At 48.7% G+C, this 17,342-nt stretch carries 14 protein-coding genes; 8 read left to right on the top strand and 6 right to left on the bottom strand.

The window, feature by feature from the left end; translation table 11 throughout:
- The first annotated feature begins 135 nt into the window (after nt 1–135).
- Nucleotides 136–1,398, top strand: coding sequence for an O-antigen ligase family protein (locus ABJG22_RS11980; protein WP_348020504.1), 1,263 nt, complete (start codon nt 136–138; stop codon nt 1,396–1,398).
- A gap of 80 nt (nt 1,399–1,478) precedes the next feature.
- On the opposite strand, the gene wecC is transcribed toward ABJG22_RS11980, so the two are convergent.
- Nucleotides 1,479–2,777: a UDP-N-acetyl-D-mannosamine dehydrogenase gene (wecC, locus tag ABJG22_RS11975; RefSeq protein WP_348020503.1), complete on the bottom strand. Its 1,299-nt coding sequence runs from the start codon at nt 2,775–2,777 to the stop codon at nt 1,479–1,481.
- Nucleotides 2,778–2,882: 105 nt separating this feature from the next.
- Complete coding sequence (gene wecB, locus ABJG22_RS11970; protein ID WP_348020502.1) at nt 2,883–4,028, bottom strand: UDP-N-acetylglucosamine 2-epimerase (non-hydrolyzing); 1,146 nt, start codon at nt 4,026–4,028, stop codon at nt 2,883–2,885.
- Nucleotides 4,029–4,123: 95 nt separating this feature from the next.
- On the opposite strand from wecB, the gene ABJG22_RS11965 reads away from it, so the two are divergent.
- The gene (locus ABJG22_RS11965; protein WP_348020501.1) at nt 4,124–4,498 is read left to right on the top strand and encodes a hypothetical protein; all 375 of its coding nucleotides are present in this window, start codon (nt 4,124–4,126) and stop codon (nt 4,496–4,498) included.
- On the opposite strand, the gene ABJG22_RS11960 is transcribed toward ABJG22_RS11965, so the two are convergent.
- Genes ABJG22_RS11960 through ABJG22_RS11950 form a run of 3 tightly spaced genes read right to left on the bottom strand, consistent with a single transcriptional unit; the run spans nt 4,482 to nt 7,699 of the window.
- Nucleotides 4,482–5,561: a mannose-1-phosphate guanylyltransferase/mannose-6-phosphate isomerase gene (locus ABJG22_RS11960; protein ID WP_348020500.1), complete on the bottom strand. Its 1,080-nt coding sequence runs from the start codon at nt 5,559–5,561 to the stop codon at nt 4,482–4,484. The two genes, ABJG22_RS11965 and ABJG22_RS11960, sit on opposite strands and share 17 nt — an antisense overlap.
- A gap of 10 nt (nt 5,562–5,571) precedes the next feature.
- Complete coding sequence (locus ABJG22_RS11955) at nt 5,572–6,375, bottom strand: class I mannose-6-phosphate isomerase (RefSeq protein WP_348020499.1); 804 nt, start codon at nt 6,373–6,375, stop codon at nt 5,572–5,574.
- Between the two features lie 16 nt (nt 6,376–6,391).
- Nucleotides 6,392–7,699, bottom strand: a complete 1,308-nt coding sequence (locus ABJG22_RS11950) for a UDP-glucose/GDP-mannose dehydrogenase family protein (protein WP_348020498.1) — start codon at nt 7,697–7,699, stop codon at nt 6,392–6,394.
- A 302-nt stretch (nt 7,700–8,001) separates the two neighbouring features.
- On the opposite strand from ABJG22_RS11950, the gene ABJG22_RS11945 reads away from it, so the two are divergent.
- Nucleotides 8,002–9,924: a nucleoside-diphosphate sugar epimerase/dehydratase gene (locus ABJG22_RS11945; RefSeq protein ID WP_348020497.1), complete on the top strand. Its 1,923-nt coding sequence runs from the start codon at nt 8,002–8,004 to the stop codon at nt 9,922–9,924.
- 18 nt (nt 9,925–9,942) lie between these two features.
- Here ABJG22_RS11945 and ABJG22_RS11940 read toward each other — a convergent pair whose 3' ends face one another.
- Nucleotides 9,943–10,800, bottom strand: a complete 858-nt coding sequence (locus tag ABJG22_RS11940) for an LD-carboxypeptidase (RefSeq protein WP_348020496.1) — start codon at nt 10,798–10,800, stop codon at nt 9,943–9,945.
- A gap of 34 nt (nt 10,801–10,834) precedes the next feature.
- On the opposite strand from ABJG22_RS11940, the gene ABJG22_RS11935 reads away from it, so the two are divergent.
- The 5 genes from ABJG22_RS11935 (at nt 10,835) to ABJG22_RS11915 (ending at nt 17,144) form a co-directional block, all read left to right on the top strand.
- Nucleotides 10,835–12,229, top strand: a complete 1,395-nt coding sequence (locus ABJG22_RS11935) for a Mur ligase family protein (RefSeq protein ID WP_348020495.1) — start codon at nt 10,835–10,837, stop codon at nt 12,227–12,229.
- 631 nt (nt 12,230–12,860) lie between these two features.
- Nucleotides 12,861–13,472 (top strand): hypothetical protein, encoded by a 612-nt coding sequence (locus tag ABJG22_RS11930; protein WP_348020494.1) that lies wholly within the window; start codon nt 12,861–12,863, stop codon nt 13,470–13,472.
- The gene (locus tag ABJG22_RS11925; protein ID WP_348020493.1) at nt 13,473–14,396 is read left to right on the top strand and encodes a PilZ domain-containing protein; all 924 of its coding nucleotides are present in this window, start codon (nt 13,473–13,475) and stop codon (nt 14,394–14,396) included.
- An 854-nt stretch (nt 14,397–15,250) separates the two neighbouring features.
- Nucleotides 15,251–16,378, top strand: a complete 1,128-nt coding sequence (locus ABJG22_RS11920) for a hypothetical protein (protein WP_348020492.1) — start codon at nt 15,251–15,253, stop codon at nt 16,376–16,378.
- A 346-nt stretch (nt 16,379–16,724) separates the two neighbouring features.
- A complete protein-coding gene (locus ABJG22_RS11915) occupies nt 16,725–17,144 on the top strand; it encodes a PAS domain-containing protein (RefSeq protein WP_348020491.1) in 420 nt (139 codons plus the stop codon).
- Nucleotides 17,145–17,342: the final 198 nt, after the last annotated feature.

The following is a 17,342-nucleotide window of genomic DNA, read 5'->3' as shown; positions in this document are numbered from 1 at the left end:
GATAAATCGAACATTCCGTCCGGATCACCGAGCTAAGTTGAAGCAATTTAAGAAATTTTCAATAACCTGCTATTAACCATATATCATCGCTCGTTAGAGTTTCCCAATGACCCGAGTTTTCGTGGAGTGAATTACGTGAAGCCGCTAACGACCGACGAAGCCAGATTATCGGAAACAGATCGCGGCAGAGCTGTCTTCGGGCTTTTGGCGATATTACCGATTGCCGCAGTTCTCATTCCGTGGGATTTTGGGCTTTGGGAAAACCAGTATCGCCAACTTATGGCCGGACATTCCTTACCGACCATTTTGATCGAACTCCTGATATTCATCGCGTTTTTCAAAAACGAGGATTTGGTATCGGACTTTATCAAGCAAGCCAATCGGATGGATAAAATTGTCGGAACAGTTTTTTTATCGGCGATCATATATTCATTCTTGTTTGTTTCCGCGTCAAAAATGCTGCTGATTCTTGGTTCCTTGGCGCTTTTGATCCACCTTCTGTTTAGTGTCAGCCTGTTCAAAAATATGAAATATGTTGGTGAGCATCGGCTGCAATGTTTTTGGATATTCCTCGGTGTTTCCGTGATCGGATATACGGCGCTTTGGGCAATAGATTTCCTGATGTTTCCGCCTGCTGAAATAGATTGGGTCGAACGGGTGCCGGGCGTCACAAATGTAAGATGGACTGGCTTCTTCTGGTTGTCGATTTTCGCTGCCGGACTGGCATTGGCAAGAGTTTCCGGAGCGAAGTATTTTTTTCTGGCGGTGATTTTTGGTTCGTTTGGTTTGATGATGACCTTATGGACTGGTACCAGAGGGTCTTTCATCGCGATCGTTTGTGGTGCGCTCGGTGCCGTGATATTGTCGCCAGCTTACCGTAAGTTCATCGTCAAATATTGCCTCGCAAGTGCTGTTATCGCAATTGTGATCAATATCTACGCACCCGTCCCCCACCAACAATATGGCATGGAGCGTGTTATCTTCAGATTGCAGCCGGAAGAAGTCGTTAATCGTGGCGGGACCGGCAGGATAGAGCTTTGGAAAGAGACCGCAAGGCTTGCGCAAATTCAACTGTTTGTCGGTTACGGAATCGACCAGTTTCAAAAAATGGGACCAGCGAAAACACTGGGCTTCAAGGGGCCTCACAGTTTTCCACTGCAGCTGTTCTTCTCGGCAGGCCTCATCGGATTGCTGACGCTATTCTATGGCATATGGCGATTTTTGGGAGCTTATCGGTTGGAAGTGCAAAAGCCCTATCAAGTGGCTGCTGTGACGTTTTTTTCGGGAGGTTGCGTATATCTTTTATATGATAACTTTGCTTATTATCCGTACTCAATCGCGATCTTCACCCTTTCAATTTTCATGCTGTTTAAACAGCGCAGCCCGCTAGGCTCCTGAACTATGGGCTCTGCTGGAATGAGCCGCGCACTTCTCGCTATTTCGAAGAGTGATAAGTCTTTAGTTGAGAGAAGTCTGCGCTAGCCAGGCGGCTTTAGTTCGTTGATCGCAGAAAAATTATCCGGCTGATCCGGCCATATCCCACGCGTATCATAAACCACTTTGCTTACCCGTTCATCAAGCGGGATCGATTTGAACATGTCATGATCGGTAAGGGTGATGATGATCGGGCAGGTTTCCAGAGCCTGATCGATATCGATCAACTCTGCATCCATATCTTTGAATTCTGCTGGCAATTTGCTAGCATAGGGTTCGACGATTTTTATGCGACCGGGATAGCGCTTTGCCAGTTTTGCAGAGATTTTAAGGGCAGGGCTCTCGCGGAAATCATCGATGTTGGCTTTGAATGCCAGACCGAAGCACGCTATGGATTCATCGGGCAGCTCATCAATAAGTAGAGAAGCCTGTTCCAGCACATGGCCGATTTTTCCATCGTTCACTTCGCGTGCGATACGGATAAGTGGTGACTGTTCGGGTGCGCTGTGGATGATGAACCAAGGGTCAACTGCAATGCAGTGCCCACCGACCCCTGGGCCTGGTTGCAATATGTTTACTCGTGGATGACGGTTCGCGAGACGGATAACTTCCCAAACATCTAGGTCCATGTGATCAGCAATGATTGATAGCTCGTTGGCGAAAGCGATATTAACATCGCGATAGCTATTCTCGACCAGTTTCGTCATTTCAGCCGCTCGCGCGGATGTTGTCACCAGCTCTCCGCGAACAAAGCGCCGATAAAAGCCGAGCGCCTTGCGTGCGCAACGTGATGTAATCCCACCTATACTGCGATCATTCTGGATCAATTCCTCGAGAATTCTTCCCGGCAGCACACGTTCCGGACAATAGGCAATAGCTATATCGGGAATATCCTGAGTCAGTCCTGGAATTTTAAGGTCCGGGCGTAGCTCTGCGATCAAATCCCGCATCTTCTCTGTCGTACCAACAGGACAGGTGGATTCAAGAATGACCGTGTCCCCGGTTTTTAGGTCCTTTGCGATATTGGTGGCCGCCGTCATCACGAAACTGGTGTCAGGAATATGGTTTTCGCCAAATGGCGTTGGGACGGCGATAACGAAAACATCTGACGGTTCGACGGTAAGCGAAGCCCGCAGCATATTGCGGGAAACGACGCCTTGAACCAAACCGTCAAGATCGACTTCTTCGATATGGATTTTGCCGGAATTGATGGTGTCGACAACCTGTTCATTGATGTCGATACCTAGAACCGGGCAGCCAGAACGGGCAATGACGGCCGCGGTTGGTAAGCCAATATAGCCTAATCCAATTACGCAGACGCTTGGTTTTTCTTCCGATAACATATGAGATGCCACTCCGCAGGGTGCCACTATGGCTAGTGTTTCTTATAGGGAAGTTAGCCAATCATTGTAAATGTTTCGGTAATTTCACGCGTTAGTTGGATGATTTTACACAGCGACGCTGTTTTCGATGATCTCGGCAATCTTTTGACTGGCCGTGCCATCGCCAAATGGATTGTGCGCGCGCGCCATGGCCAAATAGTGATCTTCATCGTCTAGCAGCTTGATAGTTTCCGTCACGATCAACTCTTTATTTGTTCCGACCAGCTTTGCGGTGCCAGCCTCAATTCCCTCTGGCCGTTCGGTGGTGTCCCGCATTACCAGTACGGGTTTGCCAAGCGCGGGCGCTTCTTCCTGTACACCGCCACTATCGGTCAGCATGAAATGGCAATGTTTGAGCAGGCTTACGAAATTGGGGTAATCCAGCGGCTCGATCATTGCGACATTGTCGAGGCCGCCCAAAGCGGTTTGCATGATCTCTCGCACTTTTGGGTTGAGATGGACTGGAAAAATCAGTGCGACATCATCGCGCTCCGCAATCGTCCGAAGTGCGCTGGCTATATTCGTTAACCCATCACCCAAATTTTCTCGGCGGTGGCTCGTCACGCCGATGATTTTATGGCTACTAAATTTCTTATATAGTGCGTTGAGGTTGGTATCTAGCCCATTTGAATCGCTAACTTTATCTGCGGTAAGTAGCAAAGCATCGATCACCGTATTGCCGGTGATATATATCTGATCTGCGGTAATATTTTCCTTTTTGAGCGCATTTGCCGCCGTCTGTGTTGGCGCAAAATGCTGATCAGCAATTGAGCCGATGATCTTGCGATTTACTTCTTCCGGCCATGGGTGATATATATTGTAGCTGCGCAGGCCGGCTTCGACATGGCTGACTGGAATCTGACGATAATAAGCAGCCAGAGCGCCGCACATGGCGGTCGCCGTATCTCCCTGAACCACGACCCGCAGGGGGTGGGTTTCATCCAATATTTTGCCGATGCCAGAGAGCAACCTGCCGGTAAGTTCATCGAGACTCTGATTGGCTTTCATTAGGTTTAGATCAAAATTTGGTTGGATATCAGCAATATCCAAAACTTGATCCAGCATCTTACGATGCTGGGCTGTGACACAGGACAGTGTTTCGAGGCCTTGTCGAGTGGATAAAGATTGGACGACGGGAAAGAGCTTGATTGCTTCTGGCCTAGTGCCAAAAATGGTCAAGATTTTCGGTTTTTTTGATGGTAGCGCTGTCATTCTGACTGTTTAATCATTTTTGGCTGAAATTGTTATAACTATATCTTGCGGAATAATCGTTGACCCTTTCTTCGCGCTAGCCCAAGCGAACCTTTATGCAATGGTATGAAATAAAAATTTGGCTGGAGCAGTTCTCGGGGTTGGATCGTGATTCCCTACATATATATGCGGGGGTAGCGATTCAGCTGGTGGTTGCTCTATTCTGCCGTCGTTCTTTAGCCAGCCCAATTCCCTGGTTGTTCGTCGTGGCAATTGCATTGGCCAATGAATATTATGACAGTTTCTTTGTTCCGGACATGTTGATCAGAAACCGGTTATATTTTGATGAGGCGGTTCGGGATATGTGGAACACTTTGCTTTTGCCATCGCTGTTTTTGGTGATTGCGAGATTCTTTCCCAATTGGTTGACTGGCAAGGCTGCAGTTGATGGACCTCACAATGAATCTCAGGGTTCTAACGCGGATACTTAACTTTTTTTTCCAAGTTCTCTGCCAATTTTTTGACATTTTGTGATTGCCCACGGGGCAGAACCATTACTTTGTTGCCATGGGTGACGATGATCAAATTCTGCACACCATGAACCGCGACTTCAAGTTCGGGGCTGTGGATCAGATTGTTGGCCGAAGCAATTGCTTTGGCCTTGCCGATGATAACATTTGAATCTTCGTCTTTATCGCAGAGTTCACATAGAGAGTCCCAACTACCAACATCGGACCAACCAGGATTGACCGGAGTCACCGCTACCTTTTCGGCTTTCTCCATTATCGCATAGTCAATGGAATCAGAAGGCGCCGACGAAAAGGCATCAGGGTCAGGATAGCAAATCAGGTTTTCCGTCCGCTTGTTGTTCATCGCAGCTATGCAGGCGAGAAGCATATCAGGGGAGTGTTTTTCCATGGCCGTCAAGTAAACATCGGCTCGAAACAGGAATATTCCTGCATTCCAATGAAATCCGCCCTCGGCCAGCATTTTTTTGGCCTTTTCCTGATCAGGTTTTTCGACAAAGCGCTTCGCCGACAGACTTCGGGTGCTCCCGAAGATCGCGTCGCCCTGTTGGATATATCCATATCCTGTTTCTGGGGCTGTCGGTTCGATGCCGAATGTAACCAGCCAGCGGGATTGCGCGACGGAAATTGATTCCTGCACCGCTTTTTGAAATGCCGTGATATTCTTGATCATGTGGTCACTGGGCATCACCAACAGTAAATCCGCGGGACTTTCCGCAGAAAGCGCGGCGAGCGCGATAGCTGGAGCGGTGTTGCGAGGGCAGGGTTCCAAGATGACTGTTTCGGGTGCCACACCCACTTCCTGCATCTGTTCCTGCATGATGTTCGCATGACTGGAAGAGCCGACAATGATTGGCTTCCGGTATAATTTCTCATTTGAACAGCGCTGAGCGGTTAGCTGAAACATGCTGAGCGGGCCAAGGAGGTTTAGGAATTGTTTTGGTTTCTCGGCTGTCGAAACCGGCCACAATCGAGTTCCGGAGCCGCCAGAGAGTATGACGGGTGTGATGAGCGTTTCCTGCTTCATAGTCGCAATCCTAGGTCATTGTGCACGCGACTAGGGCCTTTTTGTTTTTCGACAGGTCAATATCGGATAGCCGCGGACAGATTCCACATTCCCCTGCTTTTATCAGTTTTCCGCGAACTGTGACCGATCCTTCTAAAGGGATGATTTGCCATTCCTTGCTGATGGTGTTCGACAATATCTCGCTATCATCTCCAATAACCTGAAACAGACCGAATGGCGTGCTATCGGTTATGCTGGCGGACTGATCAGCGGGAATGTCGCGGCAGTGTTTCATATCGTAAGGAGCAAGCGTGGCGACTTCCAAGGATTCATCGAGATGGAGTTCGCGAGGGCGCCCATAGTCGTAAATACGATAGGTGACGTCAACATTCCGCTGAATTTCGATAAGTGAAATATCCGCCCCGATGACGTGAATTGTTCCTGCCGGGACATAGAAAAAATCACCCTTTTTAACGGGCTTCCAGTCAACAAGCTGTTCAATTTCTCCCAATATCGCAGCGGTCTTGAGCTTCGTCGGGCTTACAGTTTTTGTTAGGCCAAGGCCCAAAACAGCATCTGGTTTCGCGTCGAGGACAAACCAGCATTCGTCTTTGCCGTGGGGAAAACCAACGCGACGTGCTTGGCGATCGTTGGGATGGACCTGAATGGACATCTTTTCGCTGGTGAAAAGATATTTCGTCATCAGTTGAGGGGTGATGCCCTCCGGGGCTTCAAACCAGACTTCGCCAATCTTCTTTTTGCTGCTGCCACCAAATATATCGGGTAAGACGGTCTGGCCCCATGGCTTTGCGACGAGTTTCCGTTTCAGCTTCATGATTTAGAGCAAGGATTCACTGATGTCGCCCGATGCTGGTATACACTAGACTTGTTTGTGCAACTTCGGATGGATTATAGATGTTTCGCAAATCGACCAAGACGTTGCCTTTCATGACTTGCGCTAGTTTTTTGAGATCCAGGGCACGAAAGGCGTCCCATTCGGTGACGATGACAACTGCATCTGCATCTTGTGCCGCATCGTAGCTGCTAGCCGCCATTTTGACAGATGGCATGATTTTCAGCGCCAATTCCATGCCTTCGGGATCATAGGCGCTTACGTCTGCTCCCGCGTCAAGCAATGTCTGTGCAATCGCAATAGAAGGCGCATCTCTCATATCATCGGTGTTGGGCTTGAATGTCAGCCCAAGCAAAGCTACTTTTTTGCCTCGAACTTCGCTATCTAGCGCTTGGATGACTTTTCGACCCATTGCCCGTTTGCGCTGATCATTGACCTGCACAACGGCTTCGACGATCCGAATTGGACTATCATTATCTTGAGCAGTTTTCATCAAAGCCAATGTGTCTTTGGGAAAACAGCTGCCCCCATAGCCGGGACCAGCATGCAGAAACTTTGATCCAATTCGATTATCAAGTCCGATTCCGCGGGACACTTCTTGTACATCGGCACCCACTTTCTCGCACAGATCTGCGATCTCATTGATGAATGTTATTTTCGTCGCAAGAAATGCATTGGCAGCGTATTTGGTCAATTCGGCTGTCCGCCGTCCGGTGAACAATATGGGAGATTCATTGAGGAAAAGCGGGCGATAAATCTCGCTCATCACATCTTTCGCCCAGTCATCCTCAGTTCCGATAACGATGCGATCGGGGCGTTTAAAGTCGCTAATCGCGGCGCCTTCCCGCAAAAATTCAGGATTAGAAACTACGGAAAACTGCTCCCGCGGCTGTTTCTTTTTCAGAATATGTTCAACTTCATCGCCGGTGCCGACTGGGACCGTAGATTTCGTTATGACAACGGTCGGTTTGGTAATCGCATCAGCAATTTCTTCGCTTGCCGCATAAACATAACTGAGGTCCGCATGTCCATCACCTCGTCGCGAAGGCGTCCCCACCGCGATAAAAATCGCATCACATTCTTTTACCGAAGCCGTGAGATCGGTTGAAAACGACAAGCGCTTTGCATCGACATTGCGTTTGACCAGATCAGCAAGGCCGGGTTCGTAGATCGGCATGATATTCTTGTTCAGGTTCGATATTTTGGTCGTGTCTTTGTCAACGCAAACAACATCATGCCCGAAATCGGCAAAACAGGCGCCGGAAACTAAGCCGACATAACCAGAACCGATCATTGTAATTTTCATCTAAATCCCTCATATCTTTAGCATCTTAACATCGTAAGCCTGTCGGTTAGCCGACCATGGCCTGTTAGAGGTTAAGTATGCAATAGTTCTGTCCTGTGCGACTAGTTTTTTCAATTGATTTTGCAAGTTATCTCTCGTTCACAATCGAAAAATCGAGTGTATTCAGTTTTCATATAACCAAATTGTTATAGGGCTATCCTAACTTACTTATCGTAAATCACTTGGCCAAACCAATTCTGGCCGGTAAATGTAGCGTTAGGCGTCGCAGCTATGAAAATCGAATGCCAATTTTTGAGAATCGAATGTTTGAAAATATTACAGCCTTAATCCCATCATCGTTGGAAAAACTTGCCCAGCTTGCGCGCTGGAAAAAGAAAACAATCGTGTCGTTGCTCGACATTTTACTGTGCGTGCAGTCGATTTGGATCGCTTATTCATTGCGCATTGGTGTGTGGGTTCTGTGGGATATGGCCGTTCAGAAAATCTTGCTGATTTGCCTCTTGACGATGCTCCCGATTTTCATTCTGAACGGTGTTTATCGTGCGATTTTTCGTTATGCGGGCACCGGGATGATGATTACATTGGCCCGCGCTTTTGCGTTTTACTCTGTGCTAATGGGCTTCGTGTTCGTTGTTGTTGGAATCGACGGTGTGCCAAGAACAATCGGGCTTATTCAACCGGTGGTTTTCTTCATTTTGGTCGGCTTTTCTAGAGTAGTTGGACGATATTTAATGGTCGATGTCCTCGGCCGGAACCGGTTTGTAGGTGAAATCAAAAATGTTCTGATCTATGGGGCTGGCAATGCGGGGCAGCAGCTCGCGGCATCTTTGCGATCCGAACCGGCAATGCGTTTGTGTGGTTATGTTGATGATGATCGGCGGCTTGATGGCCAGAAACTGGATGGGGATAAAGTCTTCTGGAGCCAGCATATGTCCAACCTGATCGAGAAGGAGCAAATAACCGACATATTGTTGGCATTACCCAGCATCAGCCGAAAGAAACGACGGGAAATTGTCGATCAAATTCGCGCCTTTAAAGTGCACGTGCAGACACTGCCAAACATGCAGGCTATAATTACCGGAAAAATTTCCTTTAGCGATATTCGTGAATTGGAAATCGAAGATCTACTCGGCAGAGAGCCGGTGGTCCCGAATGAGTTGCTATTTGGCAGGACTATAGTCGGCAAGACGGTGCTTGTGACGGGAGCGGGGGGCTCGATCGGTAGTGAACTTTGCCGGCAGATCGCGAAGTCAGGGGCGCATCAGCTGATTTTGTTCGAGCTCTCGGAATATTCGCTCTACGAGATTGAAAAAGAGCTCAAAAAATTGATGGCCGGTCAAAACATCTCTCATTTGGATCTGGTCCCGGTCTTGGGATCGGTGCTGGATTCAGACAGAGTGCGTGAAATATTCGCGCTTTGGAATCCTGATACGGTGTTCCACGCCGCCGCGTATAAACATGTGCCGCTTGTCGAGGCTAACCCGATAGAGGGAATGCGAAACAATATTTTGGGAACACAGGCATTGGCGTCTGCTGCTGATGCGGCGCAGGTGAGTGACTTCATTCTGATTAGCACAGATAAAGCGGTGCGGCCGACCAATGTGATGGGGGCATCCAAACGGGCTGCAGAGCAAGTGATTCAAAATCTTGCGGAAACGGCCAGCGCCACTAGATTCTCGATGGTACGGTTTGGCAATGTCCTTGGTTCGAGCGGCTCGGTTGTCCCCTTGTTTCGCAAGCAGATTGAACAAGGTGGGCCTATCACGCTTACGCATCGTGATGTGACTCGCTATTTCATGACCATTCCGGAGGCAGCTCAGCTCGTGATTCAGGCTGCCGGGATGGCAAAGGGCGGTGAAGTATTCGTGCTTGATATGGGGAAGTCTGTCCGAATTCTTGACTTGGCAGAGACCATGATTCGACTATCCGGTCTGACGGTACGCGACGAAAATAGTCCCGATGGCGATATTGAAATCGTCGAAGTTGGATTGCGTGCGGGCGAAAAGCTCTATGAAGAATTGATCATTGGCAATGACCCGCAATCAACAGCCCATCCGAGGATCATGAAGGCTCATGAACTCCATATCGATCAGGAAAAAATGGATGATTTGATCGCGCGTATGAGGGGTTGTCGCGATAAGACGGAAGCGCTTGATATTTTGCAGTCTCTGGTGCCCGAGCTTGCCCATGGTCGAGACAATATCGCGGTCGACAAAGCTTCCTGACGGCAGCGGGTCTTTTCATCAGACCTTAAGAGTCCCGAAGGGTACAATCTTATTGTCAACATTATGTCCGATTTCTGCGCGGCCCAAATAGGCAATTCCATTTTTGTTGCACCATCGCTTGGTGATATCTTCAGCAGTTTCACCGAAAGGCCGATCATTTTCCGGGACATCGCTGACGTCACCCAATTGAATGCCGCTTAGACCTTGATCTGTGAGATTGCTGCATAGGTGAAACATTGCGCGATCAAAGGCATAGAGATATTCGGATATCTCTTCGACGATGAGAATGTGATCTCGTAGATTGGGCATGAAATCGGTGCCGGTCATCATCGAGAGGGTCATGAGATTGAACGCTGCGTATTTTTCCTGGTTCGACAGGCCCGGTTCCAGTGCCTTTCGCCGTCTGTGCACAATCCAATCGAGCGATCTGCGAATGGCTTCATCGCCGCCAGACCTGCCGATATCAGATGGCATGGGGCCGTGTGTGACCTCTCCAATGCCCGCACGATAGAGCGCGCCGAGCAGGTTGCCTGCGTCGCTATATCCCAGATATATTTTATGTTTTGCTACTTCGTTGAGTTGACTGATCGCTACGTCTGTTATGCGCGCGGCCCCATAGCCGCCGCGGGCAAACCAGATCGCATCCATGCTCGCGTCATTGGCCATTGAAACAAAACTGTCGGTGCGTTGCTTGTCGCTGCCAGCGAAATGCCCCTGCTCGAAAAAACACTGATCGCTGAATATCAATTCAGCCTGTGGAAATTCCTTGGTAGCGAGCGCTTGGACGCGGTCGGCACCTTCTTGCGTGAATGGTGTTGACGGGGCACAAATGCCGATGCGGACTGTTGAAGAGATCGAATTTGTTCCTTGCGCCATTGCCAAATAGATTGAGAAGCAATAGCGCGAAAAAATGAGTGAAGACAAATCCTATTATTTTTGTGGAATCGGCGGTTCCGGAATGTTACCCTTGGCGATGATCGTGAAAGCAGGCGGCGCGCAGGTCGCCGGCTCGGACCGGGCCTTGGATCAAGGGCGATTGGCGGACAAGTTCCAATGGTTGCAAGATCGTGGAGTTCATCTGTTTCAGCAGGATGGCAGTGGTCTGGTCGATAGCAACCAGATATTGATCGCTTCTGCCGCAATTGAAGACAGCGTGCCCGATGTTGCGCAGGCCATCGCGCTGGGTTGCAAGCGAATGACGCGCGCGGAACTCCTGGCAGAACATTTTAACAGTGCAGAGCATAGTATTGCAGTTGGTGGTACCAGCGGAAAATCAACTGTCACGGGTATGATTGGCTGGATATTGACCGAGGCTGGCCGTGATCCAGCGATCATGAATGGCGCGGTCATGAAGAATTTTGTTGATGCGGACACCCCGTTTGCCAGCTCTCGCGTCGGTGCCGGTCCATTGATGGTCAGCGAGGTTGATGAGAGCGATGGATCTATTGCTTTGTTTGACCCTGAAATTGCGGTGCTCAATAATGTGAGCTTGGACCACAAGAGCCTTGAAGAACTGAGAATTTTGTTTGGCAATTTCATCGCCAAAGCGCAGCATGCGATCTGGAACCATGATGACGAAGAGTCGCGTGCGTTGGTGAGCTCTGTCCATTTGTCCAATGCAAGCAGCATCGGTTTTTCCGAAGGTTCGGACTATCAAGCGTTGCAAATCCAAGAGCAACCGCTTGGGAGTAGCTTTACCCTGCGGACCGGAGGCACAGACTATACCGTTTCTCTGCAAGTGCCGGGCCGGCACAATATGGCCAATGCGATGGCGGCTATTGCGGCCTCTTGTGCGATTGGTGTTAAGGTGGAGACAGCGATATCTGCAATTGGGTCTTTTCAAGGACTAGCTCGACGGTTCGACATCGTCGGGACCAAGAATGATATTACAGTGATCGATGATTTTGGTCATAATCCGGATAAAATTGCCGCTACGCTTCGGACGCTGAAGGCTTTTCCTGGCCGCGTTGTCGCTTTCTTTCAGCCGCACGGGTTTGGACCCATTAAAAAAATGGGCGGCGAGCTTGCGACCGTTTTTACTGAGTATCTGGACCATGATGACCGCATCATTCTGTGTGATCCGGTTTATTTCGGGGGGACGGTTGATCGTACTCTTGGTAGTGACTCCATCGTTGATGCGATTAGAGCTGCTGGTGGTAACGCAGAGCATATAGCGGACAGGTCCGATTGCGGCGACAGAATATTGGATATTGCCAAGCCTGGCGACCGTATCGTTGTCATGGGCGCGCGCGATGATACGCTAAGCAGCTTCGCGCAAGCCATATTGGCAGCAACAACTGAATAAATATTGATGGAATAGGCGCTTTGTCGGCTTGATCCATTGCCTAGAGCGATTTGTTGGTTTTTGCATATAATGAAGCTGCTGTTTCTTATTGTGGTCATTTGATCTGCATTGGCGCCGGTAGATATGGGACCTGTTATCGATATCGCCCGGCAAAATTTACAGCAAATTAACCATTGAAGCCCGTTAAACGTCGTTGGCTGGCGCGCCAAAATCTCGTAAAATTTGTTAAAGAAAATGAAGAAAGCATTAAATTTGCTTGATCTGCGCTTTTCTATAAATTGCAAAAACCATATGAATCCAGAACCTTGTATGTTCTCAAAGGTAACACACTGTATCATTTGCCGTGTCTAACTGCCTTTTGTCGTCAAGATGCGACACAAATGATGGGCAAGTGGGGCAATATAGCTTTTGCCTGTGGTAACCCAATTAAGCACCACAATTGTCCCGGTACCGGTAGGCTGTTCTGGTCAATGTCTTACCGAATGTTCCTGATGGAGTGGATAGTCATACTGTCCACTCCATCATCGGACAGATGCCCAGGGTTTTCCTCTTGCAATAGAGTTGTGAGAATATCTTACGAATTGCGGACTTGTCGAAGTGTAGTTGAGTTATTGGAAAAAAGGCAAAGATCATGCAGAAAACCAACGCGGGATGTGAAGCGCTAACGCCACATTTTGGTCAGGGATGCCAAAATATGAAATGGCTACCCCATGTCCTGCCGTGGGTGATTGCATTGACCTTCTTTACCGCACCGGCACCGGTATATGCGGATGCCGGTCCAAGCGAGAGTCTCGCGATCGCTTTGTCGAGTGACATTGTAGCGAGCTCGGTTGGGATCGACGATTCCGCCCGTGCAGTTCCCGGTGCGATTGTTGACTTCTTTGTAACCGTCACCGGACCTGGCGAGAGCGGGTCACCCGCCACGTCATTTGCGGTCGTTGATATGGTGCCCAAACATCTTTCTCTATTTGTCGGTGATCTAGCGCAGACTGGCGCTGGTCCTGCCGTATTCACGGATAATGACAGTGGTCTAAAATTCAGTTTTGACAGCTTGGATAGTGCAAAAGATTCGATCGAGTTTTCTAGCGATGGCGGAAAAACGTTCGACTATATTCCTTTCGCGGATGCCGATGGCTTCGATCAGACGGTTACGCATATAAAACTTCGACTGAGGGGCGCGTTGCTGCCGACGAGCGGAAAGTATGAACGATTTTCGATACGCTACAGAATGAAGGTAAAGTAGATGAAAAATGCGACTGAACCTGACATGATGGATGACCCGCAACCAAACCAGATTGCCGAAGAAGTGGATCGCAGGAGACAGGACCGGCATATTGCGATGCTGCGTCTCGCGAAGATTAAGGCAGAATCCGGAGAGGGTTGGGGGTTCATCAAAAACCTATCAGCCACTGGTATGATGATAGAAGTGAACCCTGTGTTTGAACTGGGTGATAGCGTTTCTGCCATTTTGACCGAGGATCAAGAACTCAGCGGGGCAGTGCGTTGGCGCAAGAATACATTGGTGGGTGTCGAATTTTTTGAACCGATTAATGTAGCCAAAGTGCTGGCGAAGCCAACTGAAACAAAAAAAGGACGGGTGCCGCGCTTGCCGCGCGTCGAGATGAAACACCCGATAAACCTCTATCAGGGTGCGCGTATAATCAGCGCGGATATTTGTGACATTTCGCCGGCAGGTGTCTGTGTAAGAACGGATCATACGTTTGAGGTCGGCAAGAAGGTCCGGCTTTCGGTACCAGATTTATTGGATATCGATGGCACCATAAGGTGGCAGCTCGGCGTCCGTGTCGGAATTGCCTTCTCCGAAAGGCTTCGGCTGGATGATTTGATGGTTTGGTTGTCGACTTTTTACCAGACTGCAAAAATCGATGAAAGCGAACTTCAGGCTCTCAACAAGGGTGCAGAGTCGGGTAATGTGCCCCGTCAGGCAGAGGATGCTCTACCGTTCAAAATTATCGGTCATGATGATCTGGGAAAAGAAGTTCTCATCGATACTATGGATTCTGCAGCGGAAGCGTTGAATCAGTTTAAAGCCACTTCGAAGTTTTTCTACAAAGTTAGCATAAGAAATGCTGACGATGTCGAGCTATCGATCGGAGCAATTGTGTTGCGCGCCTTTGATGAAGAACGGGCGGCGGCTCAATCTTAACTTGGCGGCAGCTCTAGTCAGCATAGGCGGCTTTCCGCTATAGCATTCACGCGGTTCTAGTCGCGGCTGATGATCGGTCTTTCTATTGAGAATTTGGTTCGCGTCCGGCCGTCAGCGCGTGCTTGCTATCAACATCCGAATTCGGACCAGCTTTCATCGTTTGAACGATCCGTTAACATAAGCTATGTTACAAGATGTTACGATGTTCTTGTTTGGAACAAGCTTGGTCCCAAATGCCGTTGACCGTCGAATGGTCGAGTGAAGGGTGATTTTAACGGATGGATGACGCAACCTCGCAGCAAATATGTTTGGAGCGTGACCGCCTGCTAAACGATGCCGAGTTTGCTCGGTCGCCGAGGATGTGTAAGCTCTTGCGGTTTTTGGTGGATTACAAGCTATCCGGCAATAAAGTTCCTTTGAAAGCTTATACAATCGCGACTGATGCACTGGGTCGCGATGAAGATTTTGATGCTCAGACCGATAGCTACCCGCGTGTTCTCATGGGACGCTTGCGTCGGATGCTTGAGAATTTCTATTTACGGAACGGAGGAGAAAACCGTCTCTCCCTGGCTCCGAGTAAATATGAAATTATTCTGGAACCCAATGGGCGGTGCTCGAAAAGTCAAACAATGCTAATCGGACGCCGTGGGGCTTCAGGCGAAGGAATTGGCAGAGCGTCAACATCACATCAATCTAGGGCGGGGCAGCGGTCGGGTGTGCGAACCGCAAGCCAGCGTCGTTCGCGGAGACGTTTCAGCAATATCCTTGGCATTTCCATCCTTCTGTTGTTGTTGAGCATGTGGAGTTATCTTTTTCTTTTAGAAAGGGAAGACGGCGAGATAGACTATCCGAGAGTGGCTTTGGATTTCCCAGTGGCTCAACCCGGTTCGGAATCAGCTGAACGTACCAAAGCGATCAGCAATCATTTGGTTCGTGGCTTGAACGGTTTTGGGGGAGTCAGAATATTCGATATGCGACCGGACCCGTCGGAAGATTCCCCTTATGTTATTCGGTTGCGTTTCTTGGACGCTGCGGCAGATCAAGTCGAAGATCAAATGGAACTACGGCTGCTGGATAGGGGCAGTGGCGAGATAATGTGGTCGAAAGTACTTCCTTTAGCCGATGAAGGAATTTTGATGTTGGAACTAGACAAGGCGGTTGTTGCACTCGTCGGGAGTCACGGTGAAATCGCTCAGATTGAGATGTCAAAATTGAAAGACGATTATTCTGCTGGATATCCATGTTTGCTGCAATTTGATTCATACATCCGGTATCGTGAACCGCAGAAACGGAAACCGGTGCTTGAATGTTTGGAGAACTCGGTCGGCCTTTTCCCAAATGATGCCCATCTATTGAGCATATTGGCATTTGGTGCAAATATGCAGCGAGGCTTTGATTTTGAATCCAAATATTCGGGCATGGACATTGCTAGGCAAGCAGAGGCTCTAGATCATCACAGCGCGATGGCCAATTTTGTAATAGCGCAGTCTGCTTTTCTTGCAGGGGATTGTGTTACTGGCGCGGCTTGGGGGAAAAAGGCGGTACAATTAAACCCGCAAGACCCAAGAATATCGGGATATCTTGGCCTCTATATGATCGGTTGCAAAGATCTCGATGGTGAAAAATATGCGGCTCGCGCGCTTGAATTAGATCCCAATGCAGATTTGACGGTTGCTGCAGCAGTGGCATTCCAGATGCTAAAGCGGCGAGATGCCGAAGCCGCCAAGCAATTGTCATCGGAATATATTGCCTCTTCTCCACGATATGATCCTAGTCTTGAACTAACCTATATTCTGTCATCGGCGATGCTTGATGATAGGGAGGAAGCTCGACGGGCATGGAAAATTTTGACGGGACGTTATGGCCTAACGGAAAAAAGCCCGGCGCGGGAAGTGCTTAGTCGCTGGATCGTTAGCCCATTTCTGATCGACGAAATTATGACAGTTTTTGATGGTGTCGGGATGGCTGAAAAAATGGGCTAATTCTTGTCTCTTACGCCCCAGCGCAGAGCGTATTGAATCTGAAAATATCTGTCATTATTTTGATTGTGCAAAGCCATTGGAATTGGATGCGATAGTTGATGTGTAATGGCATTATGGAGATATTAGGAATATGCGGTGAGATTGAATATCATGCAATAACAACACGAAACTATGCTATCAGCCTTTTTCGCACCGGTTGTACCGTGATTGGCGAATATTAGGTTAGGATGCATTTTTCGATACAGGCGAGGATATATTGGCAACTATGTTATCAGGATATTTCTATTGTTTCCTGGCATTTCTTTCGGTGGTGGCCCTTGCATTTTTGGTTTTGCGTTGGCGGGATATGCAAGACAAATTGCGAGCCATTGAGCTTGAACTTGATCGTTGCAAGCTGACCCTTGAAATTTCGGAAGATGTTGGACGCTTTGGTTCTTGGCACTGGGATGTTAGAGCAGAAGTCGTGAAATGGTCGGATTATGTTTTCGACATGCATGAACGGCGCCATTCTCTTGGGGATCCGCCGCTGGACAATATGCTGCATTATTATCACCCCGATGCTCGCCCGATGGTTCAGTCGGCCGTGGATCAAGCATTGGAAAAGGGCGAGGACTTTGAATTTCGCACGCGGATCATCACCGAATATGGAAATGAACTTCCTGTTCTGGTCCGCGGAACTTGCCAGATCGGAGGGGATGGTCAGGTTCTAGGAATTTTTGGTTGTTTTGTTGATCTAAGTGAGCCGAAGGACCGAAAATGTGAATGACTTGGCGTTGATTATTTTCAACATTTGAATGTGATCTGCTAGTTATACGAATTGAATATGATTTTCGTCGCAAAAATCAGACCAGGTAGCGATTGAAATAATGGGAAGGGCTTTAGCAATTTTGAATGAAGGGGAGAAGCTACAGCTATGTTTAGAGCGTGACCGGCTGCTATGTAGTCCTGAGTTCGCGCGCTCTCC

The organism is Parasphingorhabdus sp., assembly GCF_039939955.1.
Taxonomy (GTDB): Bacteria; Pseudomonadota; Alphaproteobacteria; order Sphingomonadales; family Sphingomonadaceae; genus Parasphingorhabdus.
This window is presented reverse-complemented; position numbering and strand designations above follow the sequence as displayed.